18 protein-coding genes and 2 pseudogenes are annotated in these 25,186 nt (G+C 58.0%); 11 read left to right on the top strand and 9 right to left on the bottom strand.

Annotated elements, in window-relative coordinates; genetic code table 11:
• The first annotated feature begins 645 nt into the window (after positions 1–645).
• From CK489_RS12795 to CK489_RS12780, 4 genes and pseudogenes are all read left to right on the top strand, one after another.
• Positions 646–1,359 carry a MerR family transcriptional regulator gene (locus tag CK489_RS12795; protein WP_198960920.1) on the top strand — a complete coding sequence of 238 codons (714 nt, stop codon included), beginning with the start codon at positions 646–648 and terminating at the stop codon, positions 1,357–1,359.
• A gap of 444 nt (positions 1,360–1,803) precedes the next feature.
• Positions 1,804–2,811: a branched-chain amino acid ABC transporter substrate-binding protein gene (locus CK489_RS12790; RefSeq protein WP_244485963.1), complete on the top strand. Its 1,008-nt coding sequence runs from the start codon at positions 1,804–1,806 to the stop codon at positions 2,809–2,811.
• Between the two features lie 887 nt (positions 2,812–3,698).
• A pseudogene (locus tag CK489_RS12785) lies at positions 3,699–3,956 on the top strand (transposase); the annotation flags it as partial.
• 164 nt (positions 3,957–4,120) lie between these two features.
• Complete coding sequence (locus CK489_RS12780) at positions 4,121–5,149, top strand: LLM class flavin-dependent oxidoreductase (RefSeq protein ID WP_198960916.1); 1,029 nt, start codon at positions 4,121–4,123, stop codon at positions 5,147–5,149.
• 434 nt (positions 5,150–5,583) lie between these two features.
• Here CK489_RS12780 and CK489_RS12775 read toward each other — a convergent pair whose 3' ends face one another.
• The gene (locus tag CK489_RS12775) at positions 5,584–5,907 is read right to left on the bottom strand and encodes a hypothetical protein (protein WP_095732571.1); all 324 of its coding nucleotides are present in this window, start codon (positions 5,905–5,907) and stop codon (positions 5,584–5,586) included.
• A 474-nt stretch (positions 5,908–6,381) separates the two neighbouring features.
• Between CK489_RS12775 and CK489_RS12770 the strand changes: the two genes are divergently transcribed.
• Positions 6,382–6,729 (top strand): NolY, encoded by a 348-nt coding sequence (locus CK489_RS12770; protein ID WP_245350347.1) that lies wholly within the window; start codon positions 6,382–6,384, stop codon positions 6,727–6,729.
• Positions 6,730–7,728: 999 nt separating this feature from the next.
• Positions 7,729–7,974 (top strand): hypothetical protein, encoded by a 246-nt coding sequence (locus tag CK489_RS12765; RefSeq protein ID WP_095732569.1) that lies wholly within the window; start codon positions 7,729–7,731, stop codon positions 7,972–7,974.
• A gap of 532 nt (positions 7,975–8,506) precedes the next feature.
• Here CK489_RS12765 and CK489_RS40695 read toward each other — a convergent pair.
• Positions 8,507–8,692, bottom strand: coding sequence for a hypothetical protein (locus CK489_RS40695; RefSeq protein WP_143278137.1), 186 nt, complete (start codon positions 8,690–8,692; stop codon positions 8,507–8,509).
• 139 nt (positions 8,693–8,831) lie between these two features.
• On the opposite strand from CK489_RS40695, the gene CK489_RS12760 reads away from it, so the two are divergent.
• The gene (locus CK489_RS12760; protein ID WP_198960915.1) at positions 8,832–9,554 is read left to right on the top strand and encodes an outer membrane protein; all 723 of its coding nucleotides are present in this window, start codon (positions 8,832–8,834) and stop codon (positions 9,552–9,554) included.
• Positions 9,555–9,839: 285 nt separating this feature from the next.
• Here CK489_RS12760 and CK489_RS12755 read toward each other — a convergent pair whose 3' ends face one another.
• The 3 genes from CK489_RS12755 to CK489_RS12750 form a co-directional block, all read right to left on the bottom strand.
• Positions 9,840–10,565, bottom strand: coding sequence for a LuxR family transcriptional regulator (locus CK489_RS12755; protein ID WP_050399921.1), 726 nt, complete (start codon positions 10,563–10,565; stop codon positions 9,840–9,842).
• A gap of 118 nt (positions 10,566–10,683) precedes the next feature.
• On the bottom strand, positions 10,684–10,818 hold the full coding sequence (locus tag CK489_RS42605) for a hypothetical protein (protein WP_283807266.1): 135 nt from the start codon (positions 10,816–10,818) through the stop codon (positions 10,684–10,686).
• Positions 10,819–10,987: 169 nt separating this feature from the next.
• Positions 10,988–11,287, bottom strand: coding sequence for a hypothetical protein (locus CK489_RS12750; protein ID WP_143278136.1), 300 nt, complete (start codon positions 11,285–11,287; stop codon positions 10,988–10,990).
• Positions 11,288–11,918: 631 nt separating this feature from the next.
• Here CK489_RS12750 and CK489_RS12745 point away from each other — a divergent pair.
• Entirely contained in the window at positions 11,919–12,635 is a 717-nt protein-coding gene (locus tag CK489_RS12745; protein ID WP_095732566.1) for a sulfite exporter TauE/SafE family protein, read from the top strand.
• A 957-nt stretch (positions 12,636–13,592) separates the two neighbouring features.
• Here the strand turns inward: CK489_RS12745 and CK489_RS12740 are convergent.
• A pseudogene (locus CK489_RS12740) lies at positions 13,593–14,905 on the bottom strand (DUF2130 domain-containing protein).
• Between the two features lie 475 nt (positions 14,906–15,380).
• Here CK489_RS12740 and hemN point away from each other — a divergent pair.
• Entirely contained in the window at positions 15,381–16,715 is a 1,335-nt protein-coding gene (gene hemN / locus CK489_RS12735) for an oxygen-independent coproporphyrinogen III oxidase (RefSeq protein WP_095732565.1), read from the top strand.
• Between the two features lie 612 nt (positions 16,716–17,327).
• On the opposite strand, the gene CK489_RS12725 is transcribed toward hemN, so the two are convergent.
• On the bottom strand, positions 17,328–17,846 hold the full coding sequence (locus CK489_RS12725; protein ID WP_095732563.1) for a hypothetical protein: 519 nt from the start codon (positions 17,844–17,846) through the stop codon (positions 17,328–17,330).
• Between the two features lie 1,054 nt (positions 17,847–18,900).
• Here CK489_RS12725 and CK489_RS12715 point away from each other — a divergent pair.
• Positions 18,901–20,481 (top strand): carbohydrate porin, encoded by a 1,581-nt coding sequence (locus CK489_RS12715; protein ID WP_095732562.1) that lies wholly within the window; start codon positions 18,901–18,903, stop codon positions 20,479–20,481.
• Positions 20,482–20,565: 84 nt separating this feature from the next.
• On the opposite strand, the gene CK489_RS12710 is transcribed toward CK489_RS12715, so the two are convergent.
• The gene (locus tag CK489_RS12710) at positions 20,566–21,456 is read right to left on the bottom strand and encodes a leucine-rich repeat domain-containing protein (RefSeq protein WP_245350346.1); all 891 of its coding nucleotides are present in this window, start codon (positions 21,454–21,456) and stop codon (positions 20,566–20,568) included.
• Positions 21,457–22,051: 595 nt separating this feature from the next.
• Here CK489_RS12710 and CK489_RS12705 point away from each other — a divergent pair.
• Positions 22,052–23,872, top strand: coding sequence for an NEL-type E3 ubiquitin ligase domain-containing protein (locus CK489_RS12705; protein WP_095732561.1), 1,821 nt, complete (start codon positions 22,052–22,054; stop codon positions 23,870–23,872).
• 131 nt (positions 23,873–24,003) lie between these two features.
• On the opposite strand, the gene CK489_RS12700 is transcribed toward CK489_RS12705, so the two are convergent.
• The gene (locus tag CK489_RS12700) at positions 24,004–24,990 is read right to left on the bottom strand and encodes a pectinesterase family protein (protein WP_095732560.1); all 987 of its coding nucleotides are present in this window, start codon (positions 24,988–24,990) and stop codon (positions 24,004–24,006) included.
• Positions 24,991–25,186: the final 196 nt, after the last annotated feature.

Genomic DNA, 25,186 nt, shown 5'->3' with positions numbered 1-25,186 from the left:
GGCCGAATCGGCTCGGCGGCTAATCACATCAAGGCGGCGAATCGGTCGTGGCGCTCGCAATGAGCGGACGATCCGGACTTGTCGGAGATCCAGCACCACAACGAACGCGGTGCTGATTGATTGTGCATATGAATGTTGGACTCGCTCCGTCCAAGCAAGGCATCGCACGCGCGTGTTGCTCTGTCGCATCACCCGAGTGCGCATCGCTTCTTCGTCTCTCTGCGCCCCCGGTCTGACTTCTTTTGGCCGTACCGCGGCCAAACGTCTTGACGAGGTGCGCTATGCCGACGCAATGACGAACAAGGAGCCGTACGTTGGAGCAATACAGTGGAGTATTCGATCCCGAAGAGCTTTCTGTCTTAGGAAGTCTTTTTGACAGGGCAGTCTCCGCGCTGCCGCCATCAATGCGAACTTCGGAAAATCGGACGGCGATCGCCAAACTCATCCTGGAGCGTACAGCGGCCAGCGACGCTCAGCTGGCATGCTTAACGAACCTGTTGATCACCATTTCCCCTCAGGGTTGATCGCGCGCCGTTCTAAGGATAGTCACCACTCCTGCGCTGGAATGGAAGACGATCCAGCTAGAGCTTTGAAATGACTTGAATCCAACGTGACGTCAGGTTGTAGGCTTTGAAATTGAACAACATGAGCAAAGCTACACCAAGACGGCGTCGATGGCGCATTGGCGAACTTGCGGAAGCGACCGGAGTGACGGTACGCACGCTGCATCATTATGAACACACCGGCCTGTTAGCCGCTTCAGAGCGCACGGACGGCGGCCATCGGATGTACGACCGCGAGAGCATCCAGCGGGTCCATCAGATCCGGGCGCTACGTGAGCTTGGCTTCTCCCTTTACGAGATCCGTAAAGCTATGGAGGGCACGACTTCGCTGACCGACCTATTGCGCAAGCATTTGGAGCGAATAGAGCTTCAAGTTGCTCGAGCAACGCTGTTGCGAGATCGATTGCGCGACATGACGACCGACAGTGACGTTCAGGTCAGCGTAGATGAGCTGCCTGCCACCTTGGACGCCATGTCGCGGATTGAGACGCGTAGTCAAACATCCCGATGCACATGCAAATTGGCTGCAGAACGCGAGGAGCGATGGCGACGCATCCGGGACGACCTCCGCGATTGTATGGATCGCGGCGAACACCCTTGCGGCGAGCGCGCGAAAGCCGTCGCGATTGCCGCGCGCCTGCTGATCGGCGAAATCGCTGGAGCGGATTCCCGGGTTTCGACGATCCTGAAGGTCCTCGCACGCCTAAGCGCCCCACGCAGTTTGGCTGGTTGGGATCCCTGCCTCATGCAATATCTCGATCTTGCCCTCTCCGGCCTAGAGGATCAGCCATACTGAGATCACTAAGGCGGCTTCGGACGGCTTGACCAGTCCGCTTGGCCGGCTCGATCGTCATGGGGGTTCAGCGTGATCCGCCGGCTTTGATGCCCGGCGGCAGCTTTACCAATCACCGGTCAGATTTTCTGCGAGGGTCTCGGCGATCCGCCGCTTTCTCTGATGCATTGAGCGAAGCTCCCGTTCAAGAAAGACTTGAATCGTACGTAACGTCAAATTGTAGGCTCCGCCATGGTCGTTGCCCGAGCTGACACATGCTTCGCTTGGCGATCCTTAAGCGCGGGCCCGTGCTGGCCGCAGACAGTTGGACTTTAGATCGAGCTGAGCACTAGGAGATCTGCAGTGTTGAATAGGTTTTACACTCCAGCTGCAGGTGCAGCCTTCCTTTTCTGTGCCCTCGCCTCGACTGCGCGGGCTTCGGACGTTCATATTGCCGTGGCCGGCCCAATGAGCGGAAGCAGCGCGGCGTTCGGCGCGCAGATGCGCAACGGCGCCGCCGCGGCTGTCGAGGCGTTGAACGCTTCGGGCCAGCTTCCCAACACCAAGGTGATACTGAGTGTCGCTGATGACGCCTGCGACCCGAAGCAAGCGGTCGCCGTTGCAAATAAGCTCGCAATGGCTCAGGTGCGTCTGGTCGTCGGCCATTTTTGCTCGTCTTCGTCCATCCCAGCCTCCGACGTCTATGCCGAAGCAGGTATCATCCAATTATCACCTGGTTCGACAAATCCTCAGCTAACGGAACGCAACATCCAGACCGTGTTTCGGATCTGCGGCCGCGACGACCAGCAGAGCACCGTTGCGGCTGAATACATTCACCGACATTACCACAGCGTCAAGATCGCAGTGCTCGACGACAAGAGCACCGCCGGCAAAGGTATCGCCGACGCGGTTGAGGCACAGCTTCAGGGATTCGGCGAACCCGTCATTCGGCAGAGCTATATAGCCGGGGAAAAGGATTATACGGCGCTGATCTCTAGATTGAAGAGGGACGGGGTACGCCTCGCCTATATCGGCGGTTATCACACCGAGATTGGGCTGATCATCCGTCAGGCATCAGAAGCAGAGGCCGGTCTTACCGTCATGGCCAACGACCCGTTGATGACCTCCGAATTCTGGGGCATCACCAGCAGCGCGGGAAACGGTACGCTATTTACCTTCATGCCCGACATAGCAACGAATGCCAATGCGGCTGACGCCGTGGCCTCACTCAAGGCTTCCGGGCTGTCGTCCGAAGGCTACACACTTTACGCCTATGCCGCAGTTCAGGCGTGGGCAGAGGCGGTGAAGCGGGCCGGTTCCCTCAATGCTGCGCGGGTCGCAACCGAACTCCGTTCACGGCCGATCGAAACAGCCGTTGGTCCGGTCAGGTTCAATACCAAGGGAGACAATGCAGGCCCAGGCTTTGTGGTTTACCGCTGGCTCGACGGGCGTGTTGAAGTGCTCGACCAGAACTGATCGACGCGATCCACAGCCGTTCTCCGCCAACACAGCCACGACACAGATGATGAAACGACATCAGGACCTTGCTGCCGTTATACTCGCGAGCTCTCTTGTGCTCGCGGCTTTCGGAGCGCTTATCGCCCTCGCTGCAGCGCTCGCGGAATTACCAGACGTCGACGTACAGGAGGAGCTACGTCCGATGGTAGACAAATAGCATTCCGATTAAGGCCAGTTCTTGCGACGCTTCACTGCAGACATCCGCAACAGTCTGATCGGGAATGCTGCGCAGTTCCGGCCGTTCCGCTCATGCGACAACAGCCATGACAACCAAACCGCCACGGCAATCTCTCCGTCGACCGCGCATGCTGACAAATGCAACTGTACTTCGCAACTTCCGGTACCCCACATTGCGCGAAACGCGATTGCTATCCAACCGCTGTTTCGCCAGCGCGTTCCTCGTCAATTCTGCCAGCGCCTCGACCGCTCCCAAGCGACTTATGTCAGACTTAAAGTCTGTGCGAACTCGATCCCACCAACGGCCAGCTTGATGCGACACCGCTCGTTGTGAAGCGAATTGTCGATAACAAGCTCACATTGATTCCAGCAGGCGGCGGCAACAGGCGTGACGCCACGACAATCGGGCAGAGTTACAACATTGAGAATATTATCGACATGACTTCGATCAGCTCTCCTATCGGAATGCGCATCCCTGGACGTTGTCCTACTTTCGGGCACAGCCGCCGATCCATTTGGCATGAAGGATGGAACGCGCCATCTGACATCGCGGATATTCGGAATATTTAGTGCGTGTTTTGAGCCAAGCTCGTAAGGGCGCCAGATGATGTCACATTGCATATTGTCTGCACTTCGAGTGCAAGTGCTGTGCAAGACGGAACGGACAAATGGAACGACCGAGATTCACAGAAGAGCAAATTATCGCGATACTGAACGAGCATGGGGCTGGTGCGAAACCGGCTGATCTAGCTCACAGACACAAGATCTCTGAAGCGACAATCTTCGATTGGAAGGCCAAGTTCGGCGGCATGGACGTTTCGGCCGCCAAGCTGTTGAACGCGCTGGAAGAGGAAAACGCGAACCTAAAGAAGCTTCTGGTCGAGCAGATGCTTGGCGTGGATGCACTTCGCGAACTCCTATCAAAGTAGTCGCGACCATTATGCAGGTTCTCACGCCCACGCTGCATGGCGCAAGCCCAGAGCGTTAGCTCCCGCAGAATAGCCAGATCGGCCAAGTGATGCGTTCCACGTCCTTGAGGCCGAAGGCACAAAGCAACCAGGACTCCCATTCCAAAATCGGAGATGATCGAGTGAAAAGCGGCCTTCCCTCAAGACTGAAATGCGCAATCTTTGACCACTTGGACGACGACGGTCGCGATATTGCGCGACAGTATGAAGATCGTCTCAAGCTGGCGGAGGCGTGTGATTCTCTGGGCTTTTACGCTTATCACCTAGCGGAGCACCACTGCACCCCTCATGGCAGAGGGCCCTCGCCGAACCTGTTTCTAGCAAGTCTTGCGCAGCGCACCCGCAGGCTCCGCTTTGGTCCGCTTGTTCTGCTGCTCAACCTCTATCATCCGTTGCGCGTGTTCGAAGAGATCTGCATGCTTGATCAATTGAGCGGCGGCAGGCTCGAACTCGGTATCGGTCGCGGCTCCCAGCCGATCGAATGGGGCTATTTCGGCATCAGCGCAGGCGCGGCGCCAAGCCGCTATATGGAAGCCAGCGAAATCTTAAATGTTGCGCTGAAGGGCGATACGTTATCCTACCAAGGAAGCCATTTTGAGCTGAACAGTGTACCCTTAACTTTGAGGCCTCATCAGCGACCTTCTCCACCGACCTGGATCGCCAGCAATCGGCCCGAATCAGCGGAATGGGCCGCGGCAAATGGTGCAAATCTGGCGTGTGTCGGCCCCGCCTCTGCTGTCCGAAGCATTACGGATGCTTTTCGTTGCCGTCGGGCGCGCTGCACAGCCGCGGACGATCGAGAGCCGTTCCTGGGGTTGGCTCGTATGATCGTGATTGCGACATCTGACGGAGAAGCTCATGCGGCTGCCGAAGCCGCTTATGGACAATGGCTGGATAGCTTTAAGTTCCTTTACGAGCTAAACGCCACTCCGACGCCGCCGGCTCTGCCGCTGTCGTTCGATGCAGCGCTGGAGAGCCAATTGTGCGTCGTCGGGACGCCAGCTTCCGCCCGACGGCAGCTTCTTAACCAGATGGAAGAGGCAGGTACCAACTACCTACTCTGCCAGCTTGCATTCGGGAGCCTTCCGCTCGACACTTCACTATACACCGCGAGCGCGATCAGAGCCGAAGTCATCGATAGCTTTGGCTGAGAATGTCTATTCAACTTCGCTACTGTGGGACGCCCGGCCCCTTCTTGGCATGCCGTACGTGCCCATTGACGTACGATCAAGGCGTTCTCTCTTGCTCGACGGGAGATCCCAAACTCATAAGGATATAGGCGCGACCTCAAGCATCACGTTGCCGGCCGCGCAGCCGATGTCGTCGGCAGCGACATGAGACGTTGAATAGCGTTGGCATCACAAAGTGGCTCAACCCGTATGCGAGCTTGTCTTATGCGTCGTCCAGAGCAGGTCAAGGATAGTCGCGCGCGCTATCCGCGGACTGGATGCATCCCATCAAAACTTTCGATTTTACGGATTTCAGCCAAATGCACCATAGTCGCTCACCGATTTCCGGAAAGCATCTTTGACGAAGCTCGTGTGACCATGGACCCCCTTTGCTTTCTGCCAAGTCGCAGGCCGGCTCAAGCCTTTCGCGCCCACATCACCAACGATATCCCTCGACCTTTGAAACCGCGCCACCAGCGGTCCAGCTTCAGCCGGATGGCTCGCCGAACCGTATTGCCCTCATTCGAAGTAGCCGACAGCAATTTCGTCATCCTGAAGGCGTCGCCGAAAATTAGGTGCTTCTCACGCGCATTGGTCGGGTTGCATGCGTGCGTCGCATAGAAGCCAGGCAGTCGCACCGGCTCTTGCGCCAGCCTCGGCAAGACTTGTCGGCCTGACCAGGCGGACAGCCCCGTTACTTTCGCGATGTTGCGATTCTCAAGCAATGCAACGTCAGCCATCTGACCTTCTCAAACACAAAAAGGACGCGCTGGTATCAGCGGCGCATACTGACTTCGATTTCGGCGACGCGAAAGGCCATGCGACAACACTAGCCGCCCACTTACGCCCTTTGCTCGCGGGGCTCTCATGCCGCCCATCCGCTCCACGCTGTTTGGTGTGTTCCGCCTATGCCAACGGCGTTCCCGCGAGGTCGGCCAGCGTGGAGTACGCCGGCTCGATAGCTCAATCAAAGACGGGCGTTTCTACCAGGCAGCGCACAGCGCTCTATAGCGACCATACCTTCTTCAGGTCTTTCTGCGAGGCCAGCCCGTCCCTTTCTTTGGTTGCACATGCGCGAGTTGTCTTGTGCAGCGGAACTTTTGTGGCTCACCGCATCGGCTGCCTCGCAAATCGGAACGCACACAAAACTACATGCCAATTTCGTCTAATTAATCTGGAGCAACACTGTGGAACTTGACCCTTCGAATTCACGTATGCAGGACCTTGAGGATCGCATCGACCTGCAACTCGATATCGTGGCCACTCTCGTACGCGAAGGAAGCAACGAGCTCGAGGCAATCCAGCTGCTCAACGCACTCACGAACGAAATGATATCAGCGGAACTGGCGCTCGGCCAGCTCGGCGATACGAGCACCGGTGGCTTTCCTGGCGACGGGCGAGCAGCGCGAATGAGACGGGACCATGGCGTTTACGATCCAGAAGAGCTTCAAATCTTGGGGCGCCTTCTCGATCAGGCAGTGGCCGCCTTACCGCCTGCACTGCGCACTCCAGCCAACCAGACGCAGATTGCCAGATTGATTCTGGCACGTGCGGCGGGCTGAGGCCGCTTCGCTCCTCTGCGATCGACGGCCGCTCAGTGAACGCTTCATTGCTGGGCTGACCGTGGCTGTGCTCTCCTGCCCACGGATAAGGCCACTTCGAGACCGTGGCTCACCGCTAGGTGAGTGAGCTGCTTCCACGTGCTGATCATTTCGCCTCGAGGAGCGAGACATTCATCCGATTTTCGCTGCACTACACTTCAAACGCTTGATCATGGCATATTACACGCTCGCAGTTTGCTCCAGGGCAGATAGGTGGACGCGCGATCCGCGATATTCGTGCGAGGCACCGCACGGTTGACCGCGCCTTCCGATATTCGGATCTTGGCAGCACAAGCTAGCCCCTGATCGCGGCCGCATTGTTCTAAAGTTGCGGGCCACCTGATATTTCGTCGCCAGAACGAGCTCCTGGCAGATCAACGCAATTGTCGCGATAGCTTGTCCGGTTTCTTTGGTGCGCCCCATCCGGAGTAGAATCGTATCGCAAACGAGGTGGCGTGCGCAGGAACCCGCGGATGCGGCCAGGCTATTTGACGCATGTCGGGGAGCACGCGAACGGATTGTCGAGAACGAACCACACAGCTGGACGCGACATAAAGAGCGCATACGACATAACCCAGAACACGTCTTAGCCTTGACAGTTTGGAAGCTGGCGAATGGCCTGCACCGTAAGACGGCTATAGTTCGACTGACTCTTGGGAGTGTGGGCCCGGCGAACGGCGAAGGGCGAAGGGCGGGCAACAAGATGCGCGGCGCAAAGAGGCAAATGTCAACGCAGGGTCTCTTCAGCCAATTCGGAATCGTGCGACCTGCGCTGGCACTTCGACATTCGGTCATCCGGACTTCAACAAACGGCACTATAAAGCTCGCTGTAACGCCGCGAGCAGATCGACACACATTTTGGCTGTGGCTCCGACTTCTTGCCGCTCAAGACAGGCCGCAGCTCGTCGGCACGCTTCGGACGAAACTTTTACCTTGTGCCAGGAGTCGAGGAGTTTTGAGATGGATCAGGTCATATCCGGCCAGGTGCAACCGCCAGAGGCTATCGTAAGCATCGCATTTGAAAAAGCGTGGCGCTTTGTCGAGAAGGACCCAGTTCTGGCGCATCATCTCAAGACGTTCCTTCACCGCCGCTTGCGAGCATTACTGGAGTGCTCGATCAGGACCGGCGAACGGAATACCCTGCATCTGGCAAACGAAGCGATACGCAATTTACGAGCGGAGCTGGCGTCGCCGAGCAAACAGTAGAGGTTCGTCCCTCCAGCTGACCGGTACCCTTGTTATCGGCAGGAACGAGACGGTATCGTCAACTCCCGAAGGGGCAGGTCGTGGTCGATCTGAGTTTTCCCTGCTCATCTTCTACGCCGATGACAGCATCAAGGAGCCTGCTTGTGCAGCTCTCGTGGTCCCCACACCAGGAGGATAGAAGCGGGAGCACACCGGCAACGAAGGCGCGACAAACACGCGCTGTCCCGACTTGACACAATGCGCACCGTATCTGGCAGCTTGGCGCGCGTCTCGGCAATTCGATGCGGGCTTCATCCGGCGCGGTGACCAACATCCTGCGGCAAATGATCTTGACGGCGCACCAGCTTGATTGGCTTTCTTGTCGCAGCAAGAGCAGTTACAGCGCGCCCGATGCCGCTCCGGATCTTGAGGATGGCCGAATTTCGATCGATCAATGCCTCTGATGGATCATTTCCGACGTTACCACAATTTTAAGTCGCCACACGACTCCTGACTCAGGATAAATTCAACTCTCATCCCGATAAGGACGCCTTCATCTGTGCGGCTCATGACGAAACCCGCTGAACGACGCGCAGCCGGATGTATCGCCAGGAACCTGGTTGTGGCGGTGCTTCAGCAAATGCGCTCGCAGCATTGCGCCGCGCAGTGCCATCACGATCGCATCGCCTTCAGGTAAAGGCGCCACGAATGTCGCTGCATTTTCGTCGAGGCGTCGCAAGTTAGGCGCCTCACAACCTGACGCACCGTGCGTTTCGACCCATTTGTTGCGGAGGAATGTTGTGCCTCAGTTACAGCAATTCGCAATCATGTTGTTAAGACGCACGGCGCCGGGGGCCATCAAAAGGAATGACACTGGAATGAAGAATTTGCTGATTCTGATCGCAAGCATCGCACTCGGCGCTGCAGCTCCCGCATTCGGCGCAGACCTCGCCGGGCAGCCTGTCAACATCAAGGCCCCCCCATTTCCGGTGGTAGCCCCGATCAACGACTGGAGCGGCTACTATATCGGTCTCAACGGCGGCTGGGGATCGAGTCACAATTGCTGGGATTTCAACGGCGGTACTTCCGAGGGCTGCCATAATTCGACCGGCGGCACCGTCGGCGGACAGATCGGCTATCGCTGGCAGATCTTCAGAACGGTGTACGGCATCGAAGGTCAGGGAAACTGGGCCAACTTCAGCGGCTCCAATGTCAGCAGTGCCTTCCCAGCGGACACCATTAGCACCAAGACAGATGCATTTGGATTGCTCACGGGCCACGTCGGCTACGCGTTCAATGCCGTGCTGCTTTACGCCAAGGGCGGTGCGGCGGTGACCAGCAACACCTATCACGTCAACTCAGTGGCCAATGGCACCGAGCTTGGCAGGAATAACGATGTGCGCTGGGGTGGCGCGCTCGGCGCTGGTGCGGAAGTCAGCCTGACGCCGAACTGGTCGGTTGGCCTTGAGTATGATCACTTGTTCATGCAGGGCAGCAACGTAAGCTTCCCCACGGCTATTGGCTTCGATCGCGTTCACCAGGACATCGATCTTGTCACGGCGCGGCTCAACTACAGGTTCGGTCCGACGTTGGCAAAATAGCGAACCCCACGCGCGCAAGCGTTAAATCGAGAACCCCGACTAACGGTCGGGGTTCTTTCTCGAGATGCTCTACCGCCTCGCAACCAGCCAGCGCAACCGGCTCGAGCTCGCCTAGGCTTAGATCACTGACTGGCAGAGCAAACCGCAGGCACACCCGAGGGCACCAAACCAGTCGGCTTTACATGCGTCGTCGAACTCCAGAACCTCAACGAAGCAATGTTCGAATGACATGAGCCTTGCCAGGGCTTGGCGTCAATCGCACTTCCTGGCAGTGAGGATGGGATCTCAAAGAATATTGAGGCGAATGGCGATAGCTGTCGCCTGGATCCGGGTGGTCGCACCCAGTTTTCGCATCGCATTCTTGATATGGAAATTGACCGTATTAACGCTGATTCCTAGGATCATGCCGATTTCCCAGGAAGATTTCCCTTCTGCAACCCACCGCATGCAACTGATCTCCCGTTGCGATAATGCAATTTTTTTCCCACAGCCGCCATTGGTGGATCGAGCTATCTCGCCACAGGCGCTGTGAAAGAGCGAAGCCAGGGCGTTGAGATGACCGATGCGATCCTGAGGATCAGCATCGTCGGACGGAGACGCAAACGACACCACAGATACTTGGCCCAACGGGCCAAATAGGGGCACGCTCATGCCATGCTTCAGGCCAGCCTCCCTAGCCTCATCCAGTACACGTCTCTCGTCCGGTTGAAGCTGATAATGATCAGCGAGTTGATCCCACAGAAACGGACGCGAATGCATCGGCGTCCGCCGGACCACCGGATCGATGGTGTGGTACTTGCGTTTGAAGTATCGATCGCACCAGGCTGGCGGCCAATTCACAGCGACAGTCGGCGGCGGATACTCAGCCAACCGAAGCGGCTCGACGAAGTTGATGGCGCCGTATGCAACTTCACTGAATCCTTCCTCGGTGGCACGGTTTACAAGAAGATCGAACAACGCTCTCAGCGAATGCGTCTTGTTTGCGCACTCGGTGAAGCTAAAAAGATCCACGATGGGCGCTTCGGCTCGCCGGTCCGGCTCGCCATCGCTGCGTTCGCTTGCGTTTGTTTCCGGCGGATCCAAATTCCGTTCCATGAGCTGAACTCGTGAGGCTGGAGCGCGCGCTGCGTCAGACGCCATTCCCGAATTTGTCGCCTTCCGCCAACTGCGGCGCGATAATTGTCCTGTCATGCGGCGGGGTCCGGCCGCTATCCTCGTCGGACACCGGACGGCACGCCACGACCGAAGCGTCGTCGAATTCCATCCGATTGATTTCGCTCGCCGATGACCAGAAGGCTAAGCAGGCGATTACCGCATTGTCGTTCGTGTCGATGGTCTGTGCCCTAGACGCTGCCCCAATGCTGAATCGCTTTTGATACGACGGCCATGGCAAACCCGATGACCCTTGATATCCAGCTGGCGACACCAACAAGCTATGAATGACAAGATTGTCTCTGCCCAAGGAGCGACTGTGCTGCCCGAAAGACGCGTGGCTTTGCCTCAAGATCGAGCACGATGATATCCTGAACGTTGAGCTTCGCGATTTGGGCGAAATGGAGCACGTTGGCCAACTTGACGGCGCCGGGATCGACCTTCGCAGTCCCGACATCGGCTTTCTGCTTCCTCCCGACGGAAAGGTCATATTTCTTCCCCATCCTGCGAATTTCTGTCGCGGATTCTTCGCGGATCCTTCGTCCTTCGACGGCGTCGGAAACGCAATCGGCGACCAACACGGAAGAGCCGAGCCAGCAGGTGACCGCGTGATATAACGGCCCCTCGCCTGATCAGGGGCGTTAGAGAGGTCCAGCGCACCTGAATTGAAGGCACAGATGATCCGCGCGCCAGGCGAGCAACTGGAGATACGCGCCGAAACGAGACCTGCCGGCTGCAGAGGACGCCTTGCATACGCATCTCCATAAGGGAGAGGACCTAGCAGCGCATCAGCAAGTGTTGTACCAACTGGAGACCTCTCCGAATCAAAACAAGAAATTCAAGACAAGAGCCGTTCGGCGCACGCGCGCTTGGAGCAATAGCGACATCTGGAGGAAACGCGACAGCGCCACTTGCGCAACCCTCCCGCGGCCTGGAAAGAGTGCCGCTCGGCGCGGCGCCCCCCCCCAAGCGCCTTTCAAACAGCCAGGCGCTGGCGTACCACTTTCACGTCCTGGTCAAGTACCAAGGCTGGCAATTGAAGAAGCCGACCCACAAATGGCAATCGTCTGGCAACCTTAGCCGGTGCCAGGTGCGGCGCGCGGCCTCCGATTAAGCGCTCGCTTGGACTTCTTCCCTCGTGGAAAGACAAATTCGAACTCCATGGAGCTAGGTGCAAGGCAGGCGAAGAACTTTTCGCAGGGTAGATGAAGTATGCTTTCTCTGTTCTTCGCAATTATCTCGCTCCTCTATGCAATGGTTGGTCAGGCGGGTGGAACCGCGTTCCTAGCGCTCATGGCGTTTTCCGGCTTGCCTTCTACAGAGATGCGCCCGACGGCGCTTGGCCTCAACATTGTTGTCGCGAGTTATTCCACGTGGTTCTTAAACCGCAACAAAGTCATCGACTGGATAACGCTCCGGCCGCTTCTATTGTCATCAATGCCGGCAGCACTTGCCGGCAGCTTGCTGGTGCTCGGGGAGCACGTTTACAGGACGTTGACCGGTCTTGTGCTCATTTTGGCGAGCGCTGTGATGATTGTTCGGCGTGGGAGCGTTGCCCATCGTGTTTGCGAAACTCCGCTCTGGGGAAGCGTAAGCATTGGGGCGATCATCGGGTTGGTTTCTGGTCTGACCGGCGTGGGCGGCGGAGTATTCCTGGCGCCCGCGCTCATGACATTGAAGTGGGCGTCAGCCAGGCAAGTCACCCTGCTGTCGCCTCCGTTCATCCTAGCGAACTCCACAGTGGGCTTCGTCGGAGTTCTTTTCACAGGCCAGCTTCCGTGTTCGGATTCGGCTACTTACGCAATCGCTGCACTAGGAGGAGCCGTCGCAGGAACGGTTGTCGGCCTGAAATGGCTGAGCGAAACAGCTATCAGGTTGATGCTCGTGGCGGTTCTTCTCATTGCCGGCGTGCAGTTGGTTCGCACCTAAAAGCTGTTCGATCTGCCTTTGCTGGGGGCTTTCGTTGCGATCATCAGGGCTCATGACGACAGCCGGAACGGTTCCAAAACGTCGACCTAATGCCCTGAAGCAGAACAGATGCGTATCGTCGGACCTGGACGCGCCAGCGAGCGCGGAGGGTGACAATGCCCGCTCTTTGCGATTCCGGCACAGCCTGCAGCCTGGTTGGGAATTGGTGAACTCGCAGCGCTCACAACGGCGGGACCGAATTAAAGCGCCCCGACGCACCTGCCGGGGTTGGAAGTGCGCCGGGGCAGCCCCAACATCATCAGTACATCCGTGACGATGCTTGGCGCAATGAGACAAGCGGCGTGGCGGAATTGAGGCTCATCCATACTTATGACGTGGAGTGCAAAATATTTTTCACCGCCGGTTCGACGGCTCTTGAACCTCACGCTGCGTCACGTTGTACGATCTCGCACCCTGAGTTTCATCAACCGGGACTCCTTGTCTGAAATCCCAGCCAGAAGAGCTTTCTGCTCGATGCATCTTCGCGGAGGCGCCGCGCCAAATTCTTTCCCGGTCCTCGTTCGCGTGTACCATTTTATCCTGCACGACTAGGCAACTCGGAACACTGTATCGCTTCCGAAAGTAATTCCCGCCCAAGTCGCGGAAACCATTGCAAATGGGTTCAGATCCCGTCTGCGCAAGTTGAACAGGCCTGACCGACAAAGATGCGGCAGATTGTCTAGCTTCAATGGCAGGCATAACCGCGGCGAGAAGCGACGACTATCGCTCCTCGACGAGCCTTTCTGCCGCAAGAAAACAACATCGACGCCGAGACCCGCTGGCGCTTTCTCCACCAATACGTGCAAGCGTGTGGACGAAGCTATTGCGCGAGCCCAGCGGCGGTAGCACGCCCACCTGTCAGTTCGAACGGGATGCGGGAAATCAAGCTGAAAGGAGCCAACTCCGCGTCGCTTTTGATTATGAAGCTTTGCGTTCCGATTGGGCCGAGCATTCCAGCAGCGGTGCATCGAGGCTCGGGATTTCCGGCATCGCCTTGCCGGCGATCGCCTGAAGGTCACCAACCATGCCAACGGTAGATTCGATGACAGAGAGGATTTGCGTCTCGCGCTTGGCCCATTGGCGGCCCATGAACTTGCGCTCCTTGTCGAGATCTTCTCGCATGTCGTTGAATTTTTCAACGACAGCTTCTACCCGCTGGCGGAACCTGGTGCCGGTCAGATACCGGTACACCTGCTCCATTTTGGTTTGCTGGCCTTGCTGCACCAGGCGCGAACTGCTCAAATCAATCAGCCCCTGACGGAGCGCGATCGCGACCGCAACAGCACAGCGGGGATGAGCACCCATATTCCGTCGATCAGATCGAAAAATTCGACGTGCTTCGGCAGCGCCTGTGAAATGATGAGAGCCACATCTGCGCCACACCGCCTTTGGTCGTCGCGCAGTTTCCCGAGCCAGCCGTCGCTCCATGCCTTCGTACGCTTGGTTTCCCAAAGGATGAGGCCCGCAGGATGACCGATTGAACCGTTGACCTGCTGGACCACGTCCGCACCCAGCTCTCCCTTGCCGATCGGCTCGATTGTATCAGTGGGAAAACGGCTGCGAAGCAGCTCTTCGAGCTCGAGCTCAAGCACTTCGCCCTGAGATTGCTGCGAGCCCTGCTCAGCCTTGCGCTTCAACTCTTCGATCGTCCTCGCCATGGATTCGATCGTTTGATCCTTCTCGAGCACTCGAAAGCGGGCGGCTTCGTCCGCTTCATGCCTGGCTTTGGCCCGGATATCCGCGATTGAGGCCTGCACGCGCTTTTCGATGGTCAGATCGAGTTCACGTTTCTCTTCGTCAAGGGCACGTTGCCTGCGGATCAGTTCGGCCTGCGCCTGCTGCGCCTCAGCAAGTTTGGCATTGTTGGCCTCCAGGCTTTGACGAAGCTCGGCCGCTTCGGCAGCTTTTGCCAGCAGCTCGGCCGCCGCGGCCTGCCGAGCCTTCTTCGCTTCCATGGCGACGAGTTCGGTGCGCTCGGCCGCCAGGCGCGCGGCCACCTGATCCTCGATCTGTTCGCGTTGTCTCGCCAGTTGCTCCTGCTCATGGCGCAAGGCCTCGGCCTTGCGGGCGACCTCGGCATCCTTGTCCGCCAATTGTCGCTGAAAACGTTGGCGAGTTTCCTCGATCAGGGGAGCAGCAAGAGATTCGGTGAGGTGAATCTCATGATTGCAGTTCGGGCAATGGAGAATAGGCTGATGCGCGGCGCCCGCCGCGGGTGCTTTCAGGTTCATGAGCCCTCCTGGCCGATTGGCCCTGTGCTGCCGGCCCAGCGTGGCGCGGACTACCACTCGGATTTAGCGTGATTTCCTGACTCGATCGAACGCCTGGGGCATCCACTCCAGCTTTTCCACCGAAAACACCTTGAAAAGTTGAGGTCGACTGGTTGGCCGCCGGCAACGTACAAAAGCCCTGCGTTGGAGAATGCAGACAATGTGCGCTTCGATGAATGATTGTTCCTGCGCACAATGATTGGGCGGATCGAGCTCGGGCGGCCGAGCTCATGTGAGCCATTTGTTCTCTTACCGGGTGCAAATGATGGCTGGCGCCTGACTTTCTCACCGCTCCCAGTTCGCAGGCTGTCCTGGCAGCTACATAGAAGAAGGGTCTCGAGCTTCAGGAATCAGGGCAGTGTTTTTTGACTCAAAGCAAAGACAGAGCAGAGGATATCCGTCAGCCTGATAGCGTATCAGCGCGGAAAGGTGAGCGTTGCAGACCTCACTCCTGAACAAGTATTGCGATGCTCGCCTGCCCTGGTACACCATCTACCCAACGGTAGCGGATTTTTCTGCTGCGGTCGGCGCCACGACCTGTGAGGCGTGGTTGCGGCGGCTGCCGCCAGACGAATCCGTATCGCTCTACCTTCACGTTCCGTTCTGCCGGTCGATCTGCTGGTATTGCGGCTTCCCAACAAGCCTCACTCACAGCGAGCGGTCGATTCGCAATTACCTGCTGACGGTACGTGAGGAAATTCGTCTGGTCACAGAGCGAACGCCTCACGGTCTTCCAGTGAGCGACCTGCATTTTGGCGGCGGCACGCCGACTACCATCCCACCGGCCGATTTCTTGGCTCTGATGGAGCTTTTGCGCCGCTGCTTCGCGTTCAGCAAATCGACCGCGCTCGCCGTCGAGATCGACCCCCGCACGTTCACGGCCGAGATGGCGGAAACCTTGGGAGTAGCGGGCGTCAGCCGCGCGAGCATCGGCGTACAAAGCTTCGATCCCGTAGTTCAAAGGGCGGTCAACCGTCTCCAAAGCGAAGCGCAGGTCGCTTTTGTCGTCGAACGCCTTCGCCAGCATGAAATAAGCCGTATTAATTTCGACCTGCTCTTCGGATTGCCGCATCAGACCGTGCAATCCTGCGTGAACTCAGCGCAGACGGCTTTGACTATGCGGCCCGACCGCCTTGCGGTGTTCGGCTATGCCCATGTTCCCTCCTACATGAAACGTCAGCGCCAGATCGACGAGGCGGCGCTGCCCGACAATGTTGCGCGCGCCGAGCAAGCTGCAGCCATGGCAGATACGCTGGTCTCCGCCGGATATCGCCAAATCGGGCTCGACCATTTCACCCTCCCGGACGACGAACTCGCGCACGCGCAGAAAACCGGCCGGCTGCGCCGCAACTCGCTGGGCTATTCGGCCGATACGTGTAAAACGGTGATCGGCCTTGGTCCGTCAGCCATCGGCCGTCTGCGTGACGGTTACGTCCAGAACGAGACGGCAACAAGTTCCTATTGCCGGCAGATTAGTACTGGCCATCTGGCAACCTTAAAGGGCCACTGCCTCACCGCCGAAGATCGCCTTCGGGCTGAAATCATCGAGCGGCTGATGTGCGACTTGCAGGCCGATGTGGCGGCAATCTGCGTCGCCCACGGATTTGATCCAATTCCTTTTCTTGATTCAGCCGACCGCCTGGAAGCGCTTGCCGAAGACGGGATACTGGACATCCAACAGGGTTTTATCCGGGTCAAGCAGAAGCACCGTTTTGTCATTCGCGCCGTTGCTGCCGCGTTCGACGCTCACCTCGACCGCACACCCTATTAACAAGCTACGTATGTGAGCAGATCCACAATATCAACGCGAATGGCCAAGGAGCAATCGGCGGAGCGCCTGTGGCAGCCAGGCGAGATAGTCATTATGAGGCGTAGCAATCAATTCCAAACTGAGGCCGCAAACTCGAGTCGCCCCCTTGTCGCGACGACCTCAAGCGACGAGTATGATATTCTTCCTAGAGAAATGGTCCTGTTGTGGAGCTTGACGGCTTCTGTTTAGGCCTACTGGAAGCGGTACCCCGAGTTGACGAGAGACGCAGATTGCGCGGTTCTGCGGAGCGCTTCAGTAGTACATCGGCCTCATTTTGTGCGGCTCTCGAAGGGGCATCGGAGCGCGATCACCATCACTTCAGACAGTGCGTCAACGGCAATGATCTGACTACAAACACTTGTCCCGCGGATTTGCCGTTCAGGACCGCTATGCGAAACGCACTCTGCCCACCTGCCAATAATACCTTTAAATGTCGTTGGCAAGGAAGCGAACCCTGGCCTCCGGAAAGCCCGGCGCCGTCGCGGCCCTTAGGTCTGCAAGCTGCATCGCAAATGCGGGTGCAAACCGTGGGCACGGTTGGGGTTATGGCCAAGCCTGTAGCCGATCGAGACATCAAGGTGCGCTTGCCGTAGGTGCTGCGATCACTGGCGCGCCCCCAACGGAAACAGGTCCTTGTGGTGTGGATTGCCCAAGGCGTTTCTTGGCTCGGCTCGAAGCAGCTTGGGCCGATGGTTGGGCAGAAATGGAGGGCGTAGAGGCGCCAGGCATTGAATTCCGCAGCGACTCGATCTGCGCAGTCAGCACGCTGATCTGGTCCAGGATCCCTTTGAGGTCATTCCGCGCGGCATCGATCCTGCGGTTCAGTTCTGCGATCTCATCGCTAGCCTTCAGCTGTGCCCACTTTATCTCGGACAAGGCGGCTTTGTCATCCATTGACGACCTCATGATTGAAGCGACTTGGTGAGTTTCCGGGGTCACGACAAACTCTTCGAGGTCAGCCCAAAACCAGGCGCCAGCAGCACTGGAACCGACGAGGAAAAGGAGAAGCACCAAAACCCGGACAATGCGTCGAGACCGCCCTCGCAACAGCGGTTGCAAATCCGAAGCGACCGCATCGTCAATCATCAACATCGCCCCTCGTCCAGCATTCTTCTTTCGGCCGGCTCGCTTCGTCGATCCGAGCGCTTGCGGTGTCCGCGCGCTCCAGCGATCTCGACTGCCGATAATGTCATACTTCGCGGACCTCCTCGTCCGCTCGCCCGTCTGCTCCCTGCGAGGCGCCCGTGTGCCCACCGAGTGGCCTTGTGCCGGGCTCCTGTATCATAGCGCTGGCGGCGAACATCGGTCCTCGTCTTCGCCGCCGATCGTGCAGTATTTTGCCCTCATCCATAACAACCCTTCTGATTTCCCTTTCTTGGTGCCTGCCGAATGCAAACAGCAACTCGTTTCCGAAAGCGTGTTTGACTAGAGCCGCCTGACGCGCAGCTTTACTCAAGACGGGCCGCTTAAGAGCGACGGCTGAGCCGCAATCCCTCATTCGGAGGGCAGTTATTGCGCATGATCAACTACCAATCTCAGCAGGTTGATCGAGATCACGGGCACATGCCAAGCGGGACCAACAAAGGTCGCGCAAGTGAAGGACCCGCAATGCAAGACAGATTTGGACGCCCCAACTATTTCAATGGAGCTAGTTGCGCGCCCGCCGCCACCAAAGTGGTTCGAAGGTTGTTTCGTCCATTCACCTGGGACGTCCATGACGGGCGTCGTCGTGCGATCTGCGAGCGCATACATTCCAGGGCGGCGAGTTCCATATCCCGTCGATTGTCTGGCTCAACGACATCACAAAGCGCCATGAGCCCATGCCTCGAGGCTCACGAGATTTGCTTGCTGGCGCCTGCCACATCGTCAGTCAAAGGGTTCTTCCAGCAAGGTCCCCCCAACGCCAGCCCAATCTGTCGCATGGCGAGCAGCGAGGCTGTTGTCAGAAGGTGAGACCGAGGGTCTCAGCCTTTCGCCACACCAAAACGCGCTGCTCTTTTGCGGTGCCCCGGCCTGATGCGCAAGTCAATCGCGGAGCAGCTCATCTGCTCCCTCCTCGGGAGCGAGAATGTTGAGATGCCACTCTCGGCCAATCAGGCCGGCGTTCTTTCCAATCATGACTGGCTGACGCGGATCTGAAGAGCGCATGCGTGATTGGTTTCTTGCGGCGACATCGTTTCGAACGTCTTCGGCCGCCTTGGCATCTGCTTTCCCGTTTCGGCCAACCGGCAAACGATATATCGCAGTTTCGCTGGCGGCTTGCCTGTTCGGAAACTCCGCGCTGGCGCAAACCGGTGACGAGTTCGATTCCGGAAACGACACTGTGGATCAGGCCAGCAAAAGAAGACGAGCTTCCAGTCCGGCGACAAAGTCGCGGACCGGTGTGATACGTCAAGTCGTCCAGCCTCGGCATCCACGGTCAGCTGTACGTGCCGACATGCCTGCCGAAAGGCGCAACAATGTGGATAGATCTGCTCATACGCGAACGCAAAAACCAATCGGCCCCTTCGCCAGGTACGACAATCTACGTGAAAAAGGATTGTGGCTCGCGATACCTGGTCCTGCAGATACGATTGATCAGGAGAATGGCGGCGTTCGGTCCGCGCTGGCTGATGTCGGCATTGGTTATATCGGCTGGACACATAACACGTTTGTAGACAATCAGCTGCCAAATGCAGCGAGAAGCCCAATCGCAAACCAGCTTTACATGGGGCAGAACCCGACCTTCGCTTCGGCGAACTTCTTGATCGTCACGTACGATCTCACCCGGTTTGGCATTCCCGATGGCCAGATTGTCGTCGGAGCCGAGCAGCAATACTGGACGTGGGATCGCCCGGGGCCTGACAGAGTGGGGCTCAACACGCTCGCCTATTACCAGACTTTTCTCGACAGGAAGTTCGAACTGAAATTTGGTTACCTGAGAAACCAGAATGAGTTTACCGGCACATTGTTCGGAGGGATGACCGGATCGAACATGTTCGCCTTGATCCAGGCAGGGGTGAGCACCAATGCTACGCCCACGCCGGCGGTCAACCTGAAGTACAATTTTGACGATCGTTTCTACAACAAGATTTCAGTGCAGCGTTCGATCAGCCCGGATGGTCCCTATGCCGAGATAAGACAGAATCCCGCAGGCGTGGACTGGAGCACGGCCAATGCGGGCACGCTTCTCATCGATGAAATCGGCTACAGGAGCAAGGCCGCTCCTGGATCGCCCGACACATGGCTGCGGGTCGGCGCTGGTTTCAACACCAGCCGCTACAAGAATTTGGCGGACCCGGATCAACAGCGAGTGAGCGGCAACAATTTCCAGTACATCGCTGCGGACCGGCAATTTTGGCAAACTGATGCCGTCAGGTCGCCGTCTCGCGGACTCTATGGCGGATTCTCTATCATGGGAGCTCCGCCTGACCTCAACAGAATTAGCCAGTATTACGAGCTTCGTCTTTATACGAAAGGGCCGTTTGACGGTCGTCCCAAGGATTTGATTGCTCTTGTCGCCAGCAGCACGACCTGGAGCAAATTCGTCGTGGATGCGGCCTTGGCTAAAGGTCAGCTCACGCATCGCGATACCCTAGCGATCACGGGCACATATACTGCCCATATCGCTCCGGGTATCTATGCAAGCGCCGGACTGTCATACATCCACAACCCGACAAGCGTCACGCATACGCTTCAGACGGAGCACGCCCTCAATCTGCTGCTGTCTACGCTGGTATTCTTCTGATTATGGCAAGCGTCGTTCTGCTGTCACCTTCGCGCGGCTCAAGCTGCCCTCCACCGCATTGAACGGTTCTCTTTTCCGGGATTCTCAGCTTTCGTTGGCAAAGCACCTTGAAAAGCCATGGACGAGCGTTGTAATGCCACGGAGCAATGACAAATCTGTCGGCCGCTTGGGAAGTCTTACAGTTCGAGGCCGCGCTCTGCGAGCACATTGGAGTGTGCTCGGAAGTGGATCAGGCAGGTTGGCCAATTGATTGCTGCTCACATTGAGTTCAATGAGCCGCGACGGGAGGGACTCGGGCAGATCGGTCAACTGATTGCGACCGAGCGCGAGCGAGGTGAGCCCGCTCGGGAGAGTGTCCGGCAGGCTGGTTAGCTGGTTGTCGTTCGCATTCAGGATCTCGAGCCCAACCGGAAGATTTACCGGCAGGCTGGTCAATCTATTGTCAGCGACTTCCAGCTCAGAGAGGGTCGCCGGAAGACCATCCGGCAAACTGGTCAAGCGATTATGGCTGATGAGAAGACGCTGGAGACCGGGCGTCAACATAGCGGGCAGGCTGCTTAGCTCGTTGTGCCGGGCGCGCAGTTCCAGCAACCTTGGCGGCAGGGCGCTGGGCAGAGTGGTCAGCGAGAGCCACGATAAGTCGAGCAAGCGTGAGCCTGTGTTCTCCGTATTCCTGATTCGTGTGCGCCCCTGCCGCCGATTCTCGGTTTCGCCCTGCCCTTCTTCGACAACCCAATTGTCCAGCATCTGCGCGCGCGCGGAAGCCACGGTCCGATAGCCCGTCACGGTTTCGACCAAATTCGCCACGGCGCGGTTGAAGCCGCCGAGGTAGCTTTCCTGGTCCGCCCCTTCGGAAAGGCCCGAGGAAGGACCTGCACTCCACTGTGCCTGCCCCGCGTCCCTCAATTTCTCCATTCCAGAATCAAGAATACTCTCAAGCTTGCGAAACAGGCGGTTGCACAGCGCGAATGTCACTCGATCACCGCTATACGTGCGCTGCGTCCCCGTCCGACTTAAGTAGGCACGGATTCGTACAAGCCCTAGCGCGGCAAATCGATCGATACGGCTGCGAGTTTTGCGGTCATTTGGTTGACCAGATAAGTCCGGCAGGACTTTTTTGCGGGCAACGTTTTCCCGTGAGCAGGCTTACCTGTCGATTAGCTGACGAGTATCGCTGCAACCCTCAGGGTCGCTCGTTTGCCACGGGGTGAGCAAAGCAATCCAGCTTACGGGTGAACCGCTCAGGCTTCGCAATGACCAGTTCGGCAGCACTGCCTAGGCATCTGAGAATGTCGGGCGTGAACTCGGCGCTTCGGACCGCCTGCCGTCCTTCATTTCTCGGTACTCGACCGAAACGGCTCTGCTGGTCGTCGTTGCGCTCTATAGCGAAGCCGCTACCGCCTTGCCTATCCGCCACCGTTCCAATCGTTGTAGCGACGATGGTGCCGGCAGCTGCGTTGCCATCGTTGTCAGCGTCGACAGGCTATGTCAGCTTATCGAAAGCTAAATGCCCTAGGCTCTCAAATGCGTAGTCGTGGACTGAGTCTGCTCAGTCTTTAGGGGGAGTAGGATGGATCCTTTTGAGGCAGGACAGGTTCAACGCCACGGCGGCATGCCTTCCGCATCTTCCGAACAAGAGGGCCGGCAAAACGAGACCGCGGCGCAGTGGCAGGGAATAGCGGCGGGCTACGCAGCTGCAGATTCAGATCATGCGGAGGCTAACGAGGATCAGGCGCTTGAGAATTGGGCTGCTGAACCTGAGGTGGGACCGCTTGAGGATCGCGAAGAAGCGGTCAGGCGAGTGAATGCTCGGGGTGAGGCCCCCACACTGGATCTCGAATCGCTTTTCCTGACCGGTTTGCCCAGGCTTCCGGATGATATCGTCGTGCTCGATATTCCCTTCAACCGGCTTACGGGTCTGCCCGATGACCTCCCTGCTTCGCTCCGGCGTCTCAACGTCAGTGCCAATCAACTGACCAGCCTCCCTGCGCTTCCAACCGAGCTCACAGGGCTCGACGCGAGCTCTAACCGGCTGACAAGCCTGCCTGAGGTGCTACCTGCTGCGCTGCAGTTTCTCGACGGCAGCTACAATCAATTGACAAACCTGCCCGAACTCCTCCCTGCGCCGCTGGGATTTCTCGACATCGGCCACAATCAGCTGACGAGCCTACCGGAGGTCCTTCCAGCTTTGCTCCATTTTCTCGATGTCAGCGACAACCGATTGACGGGTCTGCCGGAGGCCCTCCCTGCTACGCTCCGATTTCTCGACGCCAGCGACAACCAGTTGACGAGTCTGCCCGAGGGTCTGCTGACGCGATTGGGCGCTGATGCCAGTATCGTTCTGGTTGACAATCCCCTTCCTGAGCAAGTGCTGACGAATTTAGATACAATTTTGGGCGCTGATGATTACGGCGGTCCGACCGTCCAGCTTTCGCGCGAGGACGTAAGTGAACTGTCCGGAACAGACGACGAGCAGGTCGAAGCTCTCACTGAAACAGTCGCGGGCTGGCTCAGGGGCAATCCGAAGGAGGGCGACAATGAGGTGCTGGCGGCCTGGCAGACTTTTGAAGAAGAGCCGGGCGCCCGGGAATATGCGCTTTTCCTCGACAAGCTGCGAGGATCCGTCAACTCTGACAATGACGAATTCCGCCAGTCGGTCGCCAATGATCTGCGGCAGGCGGCGTTAAACCCGCAATTGTGCAAGCGCTACTTTCAACTGGCCCTGGACGCCAACCAGAGCTGCGAGGATCGCAGAACTTTGACCTGGAACGGCATGCAGACCGCACGCCTCATCGCTGACGTCGAGAACGGCGCCTATAACAACAAGGCCCGGCTTCCCGATCTCATCGATCTGGGGCGGGTCATGTTCCGCCTGGACGCGCTGGAGAAAATTGCGCGCGAGAAGGTTCGCTCGCTAAGCTCGGGCAACGACGCCGAAGGCATCGACGCCATTGAGGTTTTTCTTGCTTACCAAAATAAACTCCGCGAGCGGCTGGGATTGCAACACGTCGCGCCGGACATGCGCTTCTTTGAAGTCTCCGGCGTCACCGACGCTGACGTTGATAGCGCAGAGACATCCGTGCGGGACAAGGAGGCGGCGGAATTCGCCGACTATTTGGCGGTGAACTGGCAACCTTGGGACGACGTTGTGCGTCACATCGCACCCAAAGACCATGCCACGGCGCACGACGAGCTCATTGCTGCAATGGGGACGGAGTTCGCCAGCCGGCTGCAGCAACAGCTCACCGACAAAGGTTTGATCGGGGTCGGATCGGACCTTGTCGAGGACGCGAAGGTAGAGTTGGGTGCCGCGGTTCGCAAGGAAATTGCCCGCGAGATCAAGGGCGCCCTGAGAGACAAGGTGCTCAACGACCACGGCCTGAAGCTGTGAAGCGGGCTTTGGCTGCAGTAGGCTTAATTCCTGCCTGATGGCGTCGGTCATCGGCCGAGAGCCTTGCGCGGCAAGCGTAGAACCAGACGGCGGAGCGCCGATCCAGATATCGGCGTTGCTCGACTTCTGTTTCATTCCGACGGCTCGCTCGGCAGCCAATCTGTGGCACCCCCGAAGAACACCTTCAATGACCATCTCACAGCTTCGCGATCCGTCAGTTGATGGGAGTGAGGCTCGCGGCCAGAGGGATTTGCCCCGATTCCTGAGGATTTGTATTCAGCATAATAGCTCGTCCTCAACGCGTTGGTCTTGCCCGGATCCCATTCACGCCAGCCTTCCGCGATGATGGGTACATCTATCTTCGTCGACAGGAAGACCACAGTGGCATACGGACGCCAAGGCCGGCCAAGCGCAACGTAGCGCGCAGTGGGCTCGGCAGTCAGCCTGCAATGATCGAAGACGTAAGCACTGTCCTCCTCCGGCGCCTCTTTGCTCTGGGCAGTATACACGACGGCCTGATTGGCGATGCCATGCAACTCACAGTTCCGGAAGTAGGCCTTGGCGTTGCCGAATATGAAATCGACATGCCCCTCGATGTAGCACTCCGAGAAGTATTGTCGTGACATTCGGCCGTTCGGCCCCTTGCCGGCAAACAGCGTGTCCTGAGCGCCGAGCAGGCGGACGCGCGTAATGACGTCCCTGTCTCCCGTAACGGACAGCGCTACTCCTTGCGATGGAGGATTGGTTGGATTGAGCGCGTAGTCGTTCTGGATGGTCAGATTTTCGATCCGGACGTCATCGCCAGCGGCATCCAGTGTAGCCGAACGCGCGGTTCCTCCCGCATTGATTGCGCCGTCGCCATACACAATGACCGTATCCTCCGGTTTGCCGCCAGTCCCTACGATATGAATACCGGATTTGGAGGTTTTGACCTTCTCGCGATAGGTCCCCGGCGCGATCCGAATTTCCCCGCCTTGCGCCGGCAACGCGTCGACGGCTTCCTGCACGGAGCGATAGTCCGCGTTTGCGGCATGCGACACCGATATTGCCTCGGCGTATGCTGCCGGGATGCAGAAACATCCAGCCAGAAGCGCGGCAGACGTCAGGAACATTCGCATTTGATCTTCCCCTTGGTGGCGTTTGCGGCGCGTCCGATGCAGTCGATGTAACGCACCGCCGCGCTATAGCCTCGCGGATGGTCGATACTTTCCTCGCCGAACCAGAACCTGTGCGTAACTCTGGCGATGTCAGCCCTTGCAAACCAATCGCGCAACGGGCGCGGGCCATCAGGCTCACCTTCCGCAATCTCGCCAG

It is taken from the genome of Bradyrhizobium sp. UFLA03-84, from assembly GCF_002289535.1.
GTDB lineage: Bacteria > Pseudomonadota > Alphaproteobacteria > Rhizobiales > Xanthobacteraceae > Bradyrhizobium > Bradyrhizobium viridifuturi.
The sequence above is the reverse complement of the archived record's forward strand: the minus strand, read 5'-3'. Positions and strand labels throughout refer to the sequence as shown.

Coding starts and splice junctions, on each gene's coding strand:
- CK489_RS12795 (WP_198960920.1), top strand. CDS start 646: ATGAGCAAAGCTACACCAAGACGGCGTCGATGGCGCATTGGCGAACTT.
- CK489_RS12790 (WP_244485963.1), top strand. CDS start 1,804: ATGAGCGGAAGCAGCGCGGCGTTCGGCGCGCAGATGCGCAACGGCGCC.
- CK489_RS12775 (WP_095732571.1), bottom strand. CDS start 5,907: ATGGCTGACGTTGCATTGCTTGAGAATCGCAACATCGCGAAAGTAACG.
- CK489_RS12770 (WP_245350347.1), top strand. CDS start 6,382: ATGCAGGACCTTGAGGATCGCATCGACCTGCAACTCGATATCGTGGCC.
- CK489_RS12765 (WP_095732569.1), top strand. CDS start 7,729: ATGGATCAGGTCATATCCGGCCAGGTGCAACCGCCAGAGGCTATCGTA.
- CK489_RS12760 (WP_198960915.1), top strand. CDS start 8,832: ATGAAGAATTTGCTGATTCTGATCGCAAGCATCGCACTCGGCGCTGCA.
- CK489_RS42605 (WP_283807266.1), bottom strand. CDS start 10,818: ATGGAATTCGACGACGCTTCGGTCGTGGCGTGCCGTCCGGTGTCCGAC.
- CK489_RS12745 (WP_095732566.1), top strand. CDS start 11,919: ATGCTTTCTCTGTTCTTCGCAATTATCTCGCTCCTCTATGCAATGGTT.
- CK489_RS12725 (WP_095732563.1), bottom strand. CDS start 17,846: ATGTTGATGATTGACGATGCGGTCGCTTCGGATTTGCAACCGCTGTTG.
- CK489_RS12715 (WP_095732562.1), top strand. CDS start 18,901: ATGCGTGATTGGTTTCTTGCGGCGACATCGTTTCGAACGTCTTCGGCC.
- CK489_RS12705 (WP_095732561.1), top strand. CDS start 22,052: ATGGATCCTTTTGAGGCAGGACAGGTTCAACGCCACGGCGGCATGCCT.
- CK489_RS12700 (WP_095732560.1), bottom strand. CDS start 24,990: ATGCGAATGTTCCTGACGTCTGCCGCGCTTCTGGCTGGATGTTTCTGC.